Below are 14,276 nucleotides of genomic sequence, written 5' to 3'. Positions count from 1 at the left end.
GCTGCAAGGAGATGCATGCAATGAGTTCATCTGTCACCCCAGACTCACGCTCCCTTCCGGCATACGAGCAGGAAGAGAACTCTGTTCTCGCAGCGGTTCAGGCGCCGCGCATTGCAATTGAATCCGTCATGCCCGCCCTTGACCACGGACGTTTCGCGGCCAAGGCAGTGGTTAACGAGCCGGTGCAGGTCAAGGCGACCATTTTCGCTGACGGCCACGATGTGCTGGCGGCAGCCGTGTGCTGGCAAGATGACGAGGGGCGTGAGCAGCGCGTGCCCATGCAGCCAGCCAAGCCTGTGGGGCTGGATGTCTGGGAAGGCAGCTTCACCCCGACGCGCGTGGGCCGCCACACGTTTACGATCGAAGCCTGGTGGGATATTTACGCGACCTACCGCTATGAGCTTTCCAAGAAGCATCAGGCAGGCGTTCCCATCAGCCTCGAACTCGAAGAGGGCCGGCAACTGATCGAACGCGCCGCTGAGCGCGCTTCTGAAAACAACAATGCAGCGCTAAACGAGGCACTGGCTGCTCTTCATGAACAGTTTCAGCTGGCTCCTCAGGGGAGCGAACGTGTTGCGCTGCTGCTGGATAGCGACACGGCACAGTTGATGCACGAAGCGGACTCACGCCCGCACCTCACGCAAAGCGATGTTAGCTATCCTTTAGATGTGGAAAGGCTCAAGGCACGCTTTGCCAGCTGGTATGAGCTATTCCCCCGCTCGGAAACCGACGACCCCAACCGTCACGGCACATTCAAGGATGTTCACAGGCGGCTCCCCATCATCCGCGACATGGGTTTTGACGTACTCTATTTCCCGCCCATTCACCCGATTGGCCGCAAGCATCGCAAAGGGCCCAACAATAGCCTGGATGCCGGGCCAGAAGATCCCGGCAGCCCCTACGCGATAGGCAGCGATGAAGGTGGGCACGAGGCCATTCACCCAGAGCTGGGTACCCGCGAGGATTTTTGCGAGCTGGTGCGCGTGGCAGGCGAGCATGGCCTGGAAATAGCGCTTGATTTCGCCATCCAGTGCTCGCCAGATCACCCGTGGCTCAGGGAGCACCCCGGCTGGTTCTCCTGGCGGCCCGACGGTTCGATCCGCTACGCCGAGAATCCGCCCAAGAAGTACCAGGATATCGTCAACGTCGATTTCTACGCCCAGGATGCTGTGCCTGAACTGTGGACTGAACTGCGCGATGTGGTTCAGGGCTGGGTCGATGAAGGCGTGAAAATCTTTCGTGTCGATAACCCGCATACCAAGCCGCTACCCTTCTGGGAGTGGCTGATCGGTGATATTCGCAGGCGGGATCCTGATGTGATTTTTCTGGCCGAAGCCTTCACGCGCCCACCCATGATGCTGCGCCTGGGCAAGCTGGGGTTTACCCAGAGCTATACCTATTTTACCTGGCGCCATACCAAGGCTGAGCTGACAGAATATTTCACCCAGTTGAACGAGGCGCCGCTGCGCGATGGTTACCGGCCGAACTTCTTCGTCAACACGCCGGATATCAACCCCTACTTTCTGCAGTCTTCCGGGCGGGCCGGTTTTCTGATTCGCGCAGCACTTGCCACGATGGGCTCAGGCTTATGGGGCATGTACTCAGGGTTTGAGCTTTGTGAAGGCGCGCCGGTGCCGGGCAAGGAGGAGTATCTCGACTCTGAAAAATACGAGATTCGTCCGCGTGATTACAGCGCCCCCGGCAATATCGTCTACGAAATTACCCAGCTTAACCGGCTTCGGCGCGAAAACCCGGCACTGCATACCCACCTGGGCGTGACCTTCCACACGGTACACAACGACCGTTTGCTGCTCTTTACCAAGGCCACCGAGTCGCTCGATAACGTCATTCTTGTCGCCGTTAATCTTGACCCTTTCGAACCTCAGGAAGGCACGTTCGAGTTGCCTTTGGCACTGTTCGGCCTACCCGAAGAGGCAGCGTTGCACGTGGAGGACCTGATGAGTGGCAGACGCTGGACGTGGCAAGGCCAATGGCAATCGGTGCGGCTCGACCCTGCCGTCATGCCGTTCGCCATCTGGCGCCTTCATCCAGTTCATTAAAAGTTAGGCAATGTATTTGTAGTGTGCTCAACGGTGAGCCGTTCATGAAGGCGCCGGTTGATTCGTTTACACCGATCAAAGCAGGGAGAGCAAGCCCATGATGGATGCCAGCAGTGAAACACACGCTGTCGAGGCCCTGAATTTTCTGGATGATCCGCTCTGGTACAAGGACGCGGTGATTTACCAGGTACATGTGAAGTCGTTCTTTGATGCCAACGACGATGGCATCGGCGATTTTGAAGGCCTGATCCAGAAGCTCGACTATATCGTAAGCCTCGGCGTGAACACGATCTGGATATTGCCCTTCTACCCGTCACCGCGTCGCGATGACGGCTATGATATTGCCGAATACACCGGTGTCAGCCCCGACTACGGCACGCTGGAGGATGCCAAGCGCTTCATCAAGGAGGCACACCAGCGCGGGCTGCGCGTGATTACCGAGCTGGTCATCAACCACACCTCCGACCAGCACGAATGGTTTCAACGCGCCAGACATGCCCCTGCAGGGTCGCCAGAAAGGGACTTTTATGTTTGGTCAGATACCGACCAGGCGTACACCGGCACGCGCATCATCTTCCTGGATACCGAATCCTCCAACTGGACCTGGGACCCGGTGGCTGGCGCTTATTTCTGGCACCGTTTCTACTCCCACCAGCCGGATCTCAACTTTGATAACCCCGTCGTGCTTGATGAAATCATCAAGGTCATGGAGTACTGGCTCGATATGGGCGTGGATGGTCTGCGTCTGGATGCGATTCCCTACCTGGTCGAGCGCGAAGGCACCAACAACGAAAACCTGCCCGAAACCCACGTGGTGCTCAAGAAGATCCGTGCGGTGCTCGACGAGCGCTACCCCGACCGCATGCTGCTTGCCGAAGCCAACCAGTGGCCTGAAGATACCCGGCCCTACTTCGGCGATGGCGACGAGTGCCACATGGCATTCCACTTCCCCCTGATGCCGCGCATGTACATGGCACTCGCCCAGGAAGACCGCTTCCCGATCACCGATATTCTGCGCCAGACGCCGGAAATTCCCGCCACCTGTCAGTGGGCGATCTTTTTACGTAACCATGACGAGCTGACGCTTGAAATGGTCACCGACAAGGAACGCGACTATCTGTGGAACCATTACGCGGCGGATCGTCGGGCACGCATTAACCTGGGTATTCGTCGACGCCTGGCGCCGCTATTGGAGCGTGACCGGCGGCGTGTTGAACTGCTCAATAGCCTACTGCTTTCCATGCCGGGCACGCCGGTGCTGTATTACGGCGACGAGATCGGCATGGGCGACAATATTTACCTTGGCGACCGTGACGGTGTACGCACTCCTATGCAGTGGTCGGTCGACCGTAATGGGGGCTTCTCGCGTGCCGATCCGGCGAGCTTGGTTCTGCCACCGGTCATGGACCCGCTGTATGGCTATCAGACCGTCAATGTCGAGGCGCAAGTGCGCGATCCGCACTCACTGCTCAATAACCAGCGCCGGCTGCTCGTCGTGCGCAGTCAGCACCGCGCCTTCAGCCGCGGCACCATGCGGCCACTCTACCCAGCCAACCGGCATATTCTGGCTTACCTGCGCGAGATGACCCTCGACAATGGCGAGACGGAAACACTGCTCTGCGTGGCGAACGTCGCCAGCACCGCCCAAGCGGTGGAGCTGGATCTTTCGGCGTTCGCAGGCCAAGTGCCCGTAGAAATGGTCGGCGGCAGTGCCTTTCCGCCGGTGGGCAGCCTACCTTACCTGCTGACGCTCCCACCCTACGGTTTTTTCTGGTTCCTGCTGGCCCCGGCAACCGCCATGCCCGAGTGGCATACGCCGGTACCCGAGCCGATGCCGGATTACGTCACCTTGATTATCAAAAAGCGCCTTGAGGAGATTTTTGCAGGTTCATCAAGGCAACTGCTTGAACATGAAACGCTGCCCCATTACTTGCCCAAGCGGCGCTGGTTCGCGTCCAAGCAGGCACGTATCGAGGATATCCACCTGAACTCGCTGGCAAGCCTTGAGCACAGCGGCCATACCCTGCTATTCAGCGAGCTGGAAATCACCCATGCCCAAGGCAGCGAGCGTTACCAGTTACCCCTGGCATTCCTGGGTGAGGATGAGCAAAGCAGCCCTCTTGCCCAACAGCTTGCCATGGCCCGGGTACGTCGCTTCCATGAAGTTGGCCTGCTTACCGATGCGTTCACCCTGGATGCGTTTACGCTGGCCGTTCTTGACGCCCTGCGGCAGGCAATCGTGCTGCCAAGCTCGAAAGGCGCTATCCACTTCCTGCCGACGCCGGAGCTTATCGAGCTTTCGCTGCCCGAGCACCCGGAGATTGCCCAGCAGGGCGCCGAGCAGTCCAATAGCTCAGTGGTGATCAATCATCAACTGGTGCTCAAGCTGTTTCGTCGCCTGGAGTCCGGCGTTCACCCGGAAGCCGAGATCGGCCGTTACCTGACCGAGCGGGGCTTTATCAACACCGCGCCGCTGCTTGGCGAAGTAACTCAGATCGATGAACAGGGCACACCGCAGACGCTGATGATTCTGCAGGGCTTTATCGATAACCAGGGCGATGCCTGGTCATGGACCCGCGCGACACTTGAGCGCGCCATTCGTGAAGCGCTGGCGGATGATCATCAGGGCCGCGAGTTTGCTCGCGATGAATCCCATTACGGTGCATTCGAAGAGCTGGAAGCGTTTGCCGCCACGCTGGGGCAGCGGCTGGGCGAGCTGCATATGGTGCTGGCAATGCCCAGCAATGAACCGGCGTTCATGACCGAGGTAGCCGACTCCAGCCATGTCGCGCACTGGAAACAGCGTGTAACTCAGCGTGTTGAAGAAGCGCTTGAGCTACTTGAACGCCACATTGGCGCTGCCGATGAAGCCGAACAGCAGATTGCCGCAAGCGTTCTGGCGCAGCGCGATACCCTTCTGACCTCCATTGAATATATGGCGGACCTTGCCGAGGGTAGCCTCATCACACGTATCCACGGCGATCTGCATCTTGGCCAGGTACTGGTTGCCCATGACGATGCCTATATCATCGACTTTGAAGGCGAGCCTGCCCGCCCCCTTGAAGAGCGGCGCGCCAAGGATAGCCCGCTGCGTGATGTGGCCGGCATGCTGCGCTCCTTCGACTACGCCTATGCCAAGATTGAAGAGGCTCAGTCCGGTGGCAGCGAAAGCGCGGATACCCACACGCGCGCTAGCCACGATGTGGTAGAGCAGTACCTGCTTAGAGGGCGCCAGGTATTTCTGAATGCCTACTGGCAGGCCACCCTGGATCTTCCTCACGAATGGAAACAGGCTAACGGCGCTGCGGCGGCGGTCGATCTGTTCGTGCTCGAAAAGACCGCCTACGAAATTGCCTATGAAGCCGCCAACCGCCCCGCTTGGCTGGGTGTACCGCTGCGCGGTCTGGCAGCACTTGTCGAACAACTAAGCCCGGGAGAGCCACATGAATGAGGTGATGCACACCAGACCCACGTCAAGCCTCACGGTAGATCGTACCTTGTGGCTGACCGATGACGACGCCAATGCATTGATACAGGGTACTCATCGTGACCCCTTCTCGCTGCTCGGCCTGCATAGCGATGCCAAAGGCCCGTTTCTGCGGGTCTTTATGCCCGGCGCCGTGGGGGTGGATGTTCTCGACCGTGAAGACGATACCTTACGCAGCTGCCTGACGAGTATGCAGATTCCCGGGCTATTCGCCGCCCGGTTGTCTCACAGCGCCCCTTACCGGCTGCGTATTCGTTGGCCGCAGGGCGAGCAGATAACCGAGGACCCTTACAGCTTTGGCTTACTGCTGGGGGAAATGGATCTTTACCTGCTCGGCGAAGGTAATCACCGCAACCTGGGGCACTGCCTGGGCGCGCAGCCCATGACGGTGGAAGGCGTGCAGGGTGTGCGCTTCGCCGTTTGGGCACCCAATGCGCGGCGGGTATCGGTGGTCGGTAACTTCAACAGCTGGGACGGGCGACGCCATGTCATGCGCCTGCGCCACCCAGCCGGGGTATGGGAGCTGTTCGTGCCACGGCTTGGGCCAGGAGAATCGTATAAATACGAGATTCTCGAGCCCCAGGGTACGCTCGGCCTGCGCGCCGACCCTATCGCCCTGGCGACCGAAGCACCACCCAGCACCGCCTCGGTGGTGGCCGATACCACGCCCTTTGTCTGGCATGACGATGAGTGGATCGCCAGCCGCGGAAAGGCGCACGCCGTATCACGCCCCATCAGTATCTACGAAGTGCATGCGGCCTCGTGGCGCAAGCATGGCGGCGACAATGGCGAGCTCTACAGCTGGCGCGATATGGCCACGCACCTGATCCCTTATGTGCTCGATATGGGGTTCACCCACGTTGAGCTTTTACCCATCATGGAGCACCCTTTCGGCGGCTCCTGGGGCTACCAGCCGCTCAGCCAGTTTGCCCCCAGCGCGCGTTTCGGCACGCCTGCCGACTTCGCTTATTTCGTTGATGAATGCCACCGCGCCGGGCTCGGCGTAATACTCGACTGGGTGCCTGCGCATTTCCCTACCGACCCGCATGGCCTTGCCCGCTTTGACGGCACCGCCCTGTATGAGTACGAGCATCCTTTCGAGGGGTTTCATCAGGACTGGAACACCTATATCTACAATCTGGGCCGACGCGAAGTGCACGGTTTCATGCTGGCCTCAGCACTGCACTGGCTGAAACATTTCCATATCGATGCCCTGCGTGTGGATGCCGTGGCCTCGATGCTGTATCGCAACTACTCGCGCAACGAAGGCGAGTGGATCCCTAACCGCCACGGCGGCCAGGAGAATCTCGAGACCATCGATTTTCTGCGCCATCTCAATGAGGTCATCGCCGAGGAATCCACCGCCTGGCCCGGCGTCACCCAGCCGACCGAGAAAGGCGGGTTGGGTTTTGCTTACAAGTGGAACATGGGCTGGATGCACGACACGCTGGAGTACATCTCTAAAGATCCGGTCTATCGCGCCTACTCGCATCACGAAATGACCTTCCCCATGGTCTATGCCTTTTCCGAGCATTACGTCTTGCCGATTTCCCACGACGAGGTGGTACACGGCAAGGGTTCCTTGATCGGCAAGATGCCCGGCGACGAGTGGCAGCAGTTTGCCAACCTGCGCGCCTACCTTTCCATCATGTGGTCGCAGCCTGGCAAGAAGCTTTTGTTTATGGGCTGCGAGTTTGGTCAGTGGCGTGAGTGGAACCATGACCGGGAGCTGGACTGGTCACTGCTTGCCGAGCCTCGCCATGCCGGTATTCAACGGCTGCTGGGTGATCTCAACCGCTGCTACAAGGAGCTACCCGCGCTGCACGAATGCGATAGCGAGCCTCAAGGGTTTACCTGGGTGGTGGGCAATGACGAAACCAACAGCGTATTTGCCTGGCTGCGCTGGAGTACCACAGGCGAGCCGCTGCTGGTGGTTGCCAACATGACGCCGATTCCCCGCGAGGGTTACCGCTTGGGCGTGCCGATGGCGGGCAGTTGGGAAGAGTGCCTGAACAGCGATGCCGAATGCTATGGCGGCTCCAATATGGGTAATCTGGGGCGCATCACCGCAAAAGATGCCCCGCTGCACGGCCAAAGCGCCAGCCTTGAGCTAACCCTGCCGCCGCTGGCGGTACTGTTGCTGCGCCCCGCTGGAGCGCTTTAGGCTCAGCCTTTGTAAATTAAGGCCCCAAAGCCCCTGACGCTTTATCGCGTCAGGGGCTTTTTTCTTCAAGACGCGGATAAATTACGGCTGAAATCAGGGTGTGCGATAGCTTTCTAGCTTGCTGTTTAGATGCATGCGCACGGCAGGCCATTCCGAGGCAATAATCGAATACACCACGGTGTCGCGTAGCGAACCGTCACGCATGATCTGATGGCTACGCAGAATGCCATCCTGTTTGGCCCCTAGACGTTCAATCGCCTGGCGCGATGCCTGATTAAAGAAATGTGTACGCAGCTCGACCGCCACCGCCTCTGAGGCTTCAAATAGATTCTGCAGCATCAGAAACTTGCACTCGGTATTCACGGCCGTACGCCGAACCGACTGCGAATACCACGTATAGCCGAGCATCGCGCGTCGGTTAGGGGCATCGACCTGATAAAATCGCGTGGTGCCGACAATATCACCACTTATTTTATGGCGCACGGCGTAGGCAATATTGCCCGTTTTCGCATCTTCTATCGCGCGTTCAACATAGGCGCCTATTTCATCCGGTTGAGGCACACTGGCGTACCAGATTTTCCACGCTTCCCCCTCGGCAACTGCCTGCTGTAGTGGCTCGATGTGCCCTGAGTGCAAATGTTCAAGAACTATATGTTCGCCTTCCAGCTGCTGCTCTTTAATAAACATGGTCACTGTTCCCCTGTCGTAATCCTAACGCTCAATAATCCCATTAGCATCGCATTAACCGTTGGTAAGCCGCTACTGTGGCACCGGCACAAATTAGGTAGGATAGCCGCCACGTTTTATTTATCTGTTCAGGATCATCACCCGCCATGCTCAATGGAATCTGGTTAAGCTTTTTTATGGCCGCGTTTGCCGGCGCGCTCTGGCAGTGGCTGGTGGGTGGGGATGGCGAAGTTTTCGCGCGCCTGGTGCAGTCGCTTTTCGATATGGCCAAGGTGAGCGTGGATATCATCCTGGTGTTGCTGGGTGCCATGACGCTTTGGCTGGGGTTTTTATCCATTGCCGAAAAGGCGGGCATGATTCGCCTGCTAGGCCGGGTGCTGGACCCGCTTTTTTGCCGGTTGATGCCGGAAGTGCCCCGGGGCCACCCGGCGATGGGCCTGATCAGCATGAACTTTGCGGCCAATATTCTGGGGCTGGATAACGCCGCGACGCCCATTGGTATCAAGGCGATGCATTCGCTGCAATCGCTTAATCCCAGCCGCGATACGGCCAGCAACGCCCAGATCCTGTTTCTGGTTCTCAATACCTCATCGCTGACCCTCTTGCCCGTCACCATTTTCATGTACCGCGCCCAGCAGGGAGCCGCCGACCCAACGCTCGTGTTCTTGCCTATTCTGCTAGCTACCAGCGCCTCCAGCTTTGTGGGGCTGTTGGCGGTGGCCCTGGTTCAGCGTTTAAAGCTCTGGCACCCCACGGTGCTTGCCTACTTTGCAGTGGCGGCCCTTGGCCTGGGTCTGCTAATTACCACCCTGGCCGGGCTTTCCGCCGAGGCGCTGGCCGCAGCCTCGACGCTGGTGGGTAACCTGACGCTGTTCAGCATTGTCATCATGTTTTTGGTGGTGGGCGCCTTGCGGGGCGTCAAGGTCTACGACGCCTTTATCGAAGGGGCCAAGGAAGGGGTGAGCTTTACCCTGACGCTCTTGCCTTACCTGATCGCCATGCTGGTAGCCGTGGGCGTACTGCGCGCCAGCGGCGTTCTGGATGCAGGGCTTGCCGGTGTGCGCTGGCTGGTAGAAGGTTTTGGGTGGGACACACGCTTTGTGGATGCACTGCCTACCGCGTTTATCAAGCCGCTTTCCGGCGGCGGCGCGCGGGCGATGATGATCGAGACCATGAACAACTTCGGCGTGGACAGCTTCCCGGGGCTATTGGCGGCCACGCTGCAGGGCAGCACCGAGACCACCTTTTACGTGCTGGCGGTCTATTTTGGCGCGGTGGGCATCAGCCGTATTCGTCACGGTTTGGGATGTGCATTGATCGCCGATGCCGCGGGTATCCTCACGGCAATCGGCGTGTGTTACTGGTTCTTCGGCTAGGCGCTTACTGACTTTCGCCCGCCAAATGATCGCTCAACGCGTGGAAGAACTGGGTGATCGGGACGATTTCGAAGGCTTCAGCCTTGGGCTGGGCGCTAGTCATGGCGATCACCATGTCGTTGTCCGGGTCGATGAACACCCACTGGCCAAAGATGCCTACCGCCGAGAAGGCGCCCTCGCCTTCCGGCCACCAGGAGTAGCCGTACTCGACCTCTTCGCCGCCGATCTCATGGGGCCTTGCCGACTCCGCCACCCAGCCTTCGGGCAGCACGTTGGGCTGGTTATACTCATCCAGCACGAACTGCCCAAAGCGAGCATAGTCTTTGAGCGTGATTAATAGTCCACTGCCGCCGATCTCCTGGCCGTCCTCGCTATCCAGCCACCACTTGGCATCGGTTTCCATGCCGTAACCTGACCAGATCTTCTCGGACAGATACTCAGAGGCGCTCTTGCCTACCGCACCGTTGATGATTGCCGAGAGCAGCTGGGTCTCGCCGGTGCTGTAATTCCACACCTCGCCAGGCTTACCGGCGCGCTCAAGCCCGCCCATAAACTCAAGCAAAGCGCCGGGGCGCTGCTCAAGCTGCACTTCGAGCATCTGGCGGCGCTGGGAGTCCGGATCAGCGTAGGTTTCATCCCAGGCAACGCCAGAGGCCATCAACAGAATCTGCTCGACGGTGACGTCGTCGTAAACGCTGCCCTCGAGTTCGGGCACGTACTTGCTGACCGCATCATCCAGGCTTTCGATATGGCCGTCGTTCAGCGCGGCCCCGATCAGCGTCGAGGAGATCGACTTGGCAATCGACATCGACATCCAAGGCGTACTGGCCGTGTTGCCGAGTGCATACTGCTCGAACACCACGTCGTTGTCGTGCACCGCCATTAGGCCGCTCACCCGGTTGAGCGCCATGAAGTCGTAAATATCGTAGGTCACGCCTTCATGGGTGAGCGAGAAGCTCTCGAGCGAGGCATCGCGCTGGCCGAATTCATGCGGAGAACTCGCCGCCTTGACCGTGCGGGTAGGAAAGAGGCGATCAATATGGCGCGAAAGCTCCACTTGCTCGTCAGGCATCATGCGTCCGCTGTAGAGCTTGCGCACCTCCGCCTGGCTCTGCTCAGAACTCTGGGCAAGGCTTGCGCTTGAAACAAGCGTGAGCGCCGCCGCGATCAAGGGCGAGCGATAGGTCATCGAAGTCATGGCATTCCCATTAAATAAGTGAAAACCAGGCGCGATCAAGCGCCGAACTTACTTTGCTCGAGCCGCCCGCGCGGCGTGAAGCTTCTTGTAGCTTTCAATCAAGCGCTGATGGCGTTCTAAACCCTCTAACTGCATGTTAGTGGGTGTTAGACCATGGAAACGCACTTCACCGCTTACCGAGCCCACCACCGCCGCCATGGTCTCTTCGCCAAACATGCGCTGGAAGTTGGGCAGGTAGTCGTCGATTTCAAGCTCATCGTCGAGCGCGATTTCCAGCACTGCGTTTACCGCTTGATAGAACAGCCCACGTTCGACGGTGTTGTCGTTGTACTGCAAGAACATCTGTACGCAGTCCAATGCTTCTTCATGACGGCCAAGCGCCTGGTAGATCAACAGTTTCAGCTCGAGAATGGTGAGCTGACCCCAGACGGTGTTCTCGTCAAACTCGATGCCGATCAACGTGATGATATCGGCATGATCGTCCATCTGGCTCTCTTCGAGACGCTCGACCAGATTGAGCAGCTGGTCATCCTCCAGTCTGTGCAGGTTGAGGATATCCTCGCGGTAATCGAGTGCTTTATTGGTGTTGTCCCAGATCAGATCCTCGATCGGGTACACTTCGGAGTAGCCCGGCACCAGAATGCGGCACACCGGCGCGCCGAGGTCTTCGTGAACCGACATATACACCTCGGCCCCCAGCTCCTCGAAGATGCCGAACAGCGTTTCAGCCTCTTCTTCGTTGGTGCCGGAGAAGTCCCACTCGCTGAACTCGAAATCGGCCTTGGCGCTGAAGAAACGCCAGGAGACCACGCCGACTGAGTCGATGAAGTGCTCGACGAAGTTGTTGGGCTCGGACACCGTCTGCGAGTTGAAGGTGGGTAGCGGCAGGTCGTTCAAGCCTTCGAAACTGCGGCCCTGTAAAAGTTCGGTCAAGCTACGCTCCAGCGCCACCTCGAAACTCGGGTGAGCGCCAAAAGAAGCAAACACGCCGCCGGTGCGCGGGTTCATCAATGTGACGCACATTACCGGGAACTGCCCGCCCATGGAGGCATCTTTCACCAGCACCGGGAAGCCCTGGGCCTCAAGCGCCTTGATGCCTTCTACAATGCTGGGGTATTTCGCAAGCACATCCTGCGGCACGTCCGGCAGGGTCAGCTCCTGCTCGAGAATCTCACGCTTCACCGCCCGCTCGAAGATTTCCGACAGGCACTGCACCTGGGCTTCCACCAGCGTGTTACCGGCACTCATGCCGTTGCTCAGGAACAGGTTCTCGATCAGGTTGGAGGGGAAGTAAACCGTCTCGCCATCAGATTGACGCACGAAGGGCAGCGAGACGATCCCGCGGTCTTCCCGCCCGGAGTTGGTATCGATCAGGTTCGAGCCACAAAGCTCGCCTTCCGGGTTGTAGATCGCCAGGCAGTGCTCATCGAGAATCTCGGCGGGCAGTTCATCGTTTGGCCCAGGCTTGAACCACTTCTCATTGGGGTAATGCACGAAGTCGCTACCCGCGATCTCTTCACCGAAGAACTGATCGTTATAGAAGAAGTTGCAGCTCAAGCGCTCGATAAACTCGCCGAGCGCCGAGCACAGCGCGCTCTCCTTGGTCGCGCCTTTACCGTTGGTAAAGCACATGGGGGATGCCGCATCGCGAATATGCAGCGACCACACGTGAGGCACGATATTGCGCCAGGAAGCGATCTCGATCTTCATGCCGAGATCAGCCAGCAGCGCACTCATGTTGGCAATGGTATCTTCAAGGGGTAAATCCTTGCCCTCAATATAGGTACGCTCGCTGCCTTCCGGCGCGCCCATCAACAGCGCCTGAGAATCCTCATCGATATTCTCGACGACCTCGATCTGAAACTCAGGGCCGGTCTGCACCACCTTCTTGACCGTGCAGCGATCAATCGAGCGCAGGATGCCCTGGCGATCCTTCTCGGAGATATCTTCGGGTAGCTCCACCTGGATCTTGAAGATCTGCTTATAGCGGTCTTCCGGGTCGACGATGTTGTTCTGGGAAAGGCGGATATTCTCGGTGGGAATGTCCCGCGCGTTGCAGTACACCTTCACAAAATAGGCCGCACACATGGCGGATGACGCCAGGAAATAGTCGAACGGACCAGGCGCCGAGCCGTCGCCCTTGTAGCGAATCGGCTGGTCTGAAATAACGGTGAAGTCGTCGAATTTAGCCTCCAGGCGGAGGTTATCGAGATAGTTGACTTTGATTTCCATGAGCGGGCATCCGGAGCAATGAGTGTGCCTGGGCTGTTAAAACTGAGTCTTTATAAACAGGGCCCTTGGCGAATTGCCGCCCATTATCCAGTTTTTGACCCGCTTCGTCTTGGTAAGTCTTGTTAAGTGCTTATTCAGCGCTGAGCAGAAACGCAAGAGCTTCGTCTAGCAGTACCTCAGGGATCTCTTCGGCAATATAGTGGCCGCAGGGCAGCGCTTTGCCTTCCACCTGGGTCGCCACCTTGCGCCATTCGCTGAGTGCATCAAAGTTGGCTTCAATCGCGCCTTCAGCGCCCCACATCACTTTTAACGGGCAGGTTAGCTTTACACCTGCGTCGATATCCGCCTGATCGTGGACTAAATCGATCGTGGCGCTGGCGCGATAGTCGCCGCAGATGCCGGTCGCGGTGCCGGGCAGTGCCAGGCAGCGTTCGTATTCCGCCAGGGCTTCTGGGGTAAACGGTGTCATCCCGGCACTGCGCGCGCCCATCACGCTTTTCAGATATTGGGCGGGGTCGCTGTTGATCAGCATTTCCGGCAGCGGCTGAGGACGAATCAGGAAGAACCAGTGCCAGTAGCTGCGTGCAAACGCCTCATTGGTGCCGCGATACATGGCAAGCGTCGGCGCAATATCCAGAAACACCATGCGCTCAACGCGCTGGGCATAGTCAACGCCCAAGCGGTGGGCGACCCGCGCGCCGCGATCATGAGCCAGCACCTTGAAGCGCTCGAACCCCAGACCACTCATCAGTTCGGCCATATCGGCCGCCATGGTGCGCTTGGAATAATTGAGATGCTCGGCGTCATCGTCGGGTTTGCCGCTATCGCCGTAGCCGCGCAGGTCGGCAGCAATGACGGTGAAGTGCTGGGCAAGCGACTCAGCCACCTTATGCCAAATCACATGGGTTTGCGGGTGGCCGTGAAGCAGCAGGAGTGCGGGGCCGTTTCCGCCCATGCGAAAGGCGATCTCGACACCGTTGACCTGACGGGTGTGTTTTTCATAGCGGGTAAACATGGCGGACTCCTGCACGGAATAAATAAGCACATGAAGCAGTTTACGCCAGTTCAAGGA

8 protein-coding genes are annotated in these 14,276 nt (G+C 58.5%); 4 read left to right on the top strand and 4 right to left on the bottom strand.

Annotated elements, in window-relative coordinates:
• Positions 1-20 precede the first annotated feature (20 nt).
• The 3 genes from ACT3XD_RS01600 to glgB all read left to right on the top strand — a co-directional run bounded on the left by ACT3XD_RS01600 (position 21) and on the right by glgB (position 7,711).
• Positions 21-2,060, top strand: a complete 2,040-nt coding sequence (locus ACT3XD_RS01600; protein WP_192537763.1) for an alpha-1,4-glucan--maltose-1-phosphate maltosyltransferase — start codon at positions 21-23, stop codon at positions 2,058-2,060.
• Between the two features lie 97 nt (positions 2,061-2,157).
• On the top strand, positions 2,158-5,511 hold the full coding sequence (treS, locus tag ACT3XD_RS01595) for a maltose alpha-D-glucosyltransferase (protein ID WP_192537764.1): 3,354 nt from the start codon (positions 2,158-2,160) through the stop codon (positions 5,509-5,511).
• Entirely contained in the window at positions 5,504-7,711 is a 2,208-nt protein-coding gene (glgB, locus tag ACT3XD_RS01590) for a 1,4-alpha-glucan branching protein GlgB (protein ID WP_192537765.1), read from the top strand. Before treS ends, glgB begins: the two co-directional genes overlap by 8 nt.
• A gap of 93 nt (positions 7,712-7,804) precedes the next feature.
• On the opposite strand, the gene ACT3XD_RS01585 is transcribed toward glgB, so the two are convergent.
• On the bottom strand, positions 7,805-8,398 hold the full coding sequence (locus tag ACT3XD_RS01585) for a GNAT family N-acetyltransferase (RefSeq protein WP_192537766.1): 594 nt from the start codon (positions 8,396-8,398) through the stop codon (positions 7,805-7,807).
• Between the two features lie 146 nt (positions 8,399-8,544).
• Between ACT3XD_RS01585 and ACT3XD_RS01580 the strand changes: the two genes are divergently transcribed.
• The gene (locus ACT3XD_RS01580; protein ID WP_126951126.1) at positions 8,545-9,774 is read left to right on the top strand and encodes a nucleoside recognition domain-containing protein; all 1,230 of its coding nucleotides are present in this window, start codon (positions 8,545-8,547) and stop codon (positions 9,772-9,774) included.
• Positions 9,775-9,778: 4 nt separating this feature from the next.
• On the opposite strand, the gene ACT3XD_RS01575 is transcribed toward ACT3XD_RS01580, so the two are convergent.
• The 3 genes from ACT3XD_RS01575 to ACT3XD_RS01565 form a co-directional block, all read right to left on the bottom strand.
• Complete coding sequence (locus ACT3XD_RS01575) at positions 9,779-10,972, bottom strand: serine hydrolase domain-containing protein (protein ID WP_192537767.1); 1,194 nt, start codon at positions 10,970-10,972, stop codon at positions 9,779-9,781.
• Positions 10,973-11,020: 48 nt separating this feature from the next.
• On the bottom strand, positions 11,021-13,204 hold the full coding sequence (locus tag ACT3XD_RS01570) for an OsmC domain/YcaO domain-containing protein (protein ID WP_192537768.1): 2,184 nt from the start codon (positions 13,202-13,204) through the stop codon (positions 11,021-11,023).
• 130 nt (positions 13,205-13,334) lie between these two features.
• Positions 13,335-14,219 (bottom strand): alpha/beta fold hydrolase, encoded by an 885-nt coding sequence (locus ACT3XD_RS01565; protein WP_192537769.1) that lies wholly within the window; start codon positions 14,217-14,219, stop codon positions 13,335-13,337.
• Positions 14,220-14,276 lie beyond the last annotated feature (57 nt).

This window comes from Halomonas sp. AOP7-B1-5 (assembly GCF_052353045.1).
Lineage (GTDB): Bacteria > Pseudomonadota > Gammaproteobacteria > Pseudomonadales > Halomonadaceae > Vreelandella > Vreelandella colorata.
This window is presented reverse-complemented; position numbering and strand designations above follow the sequence as displayed.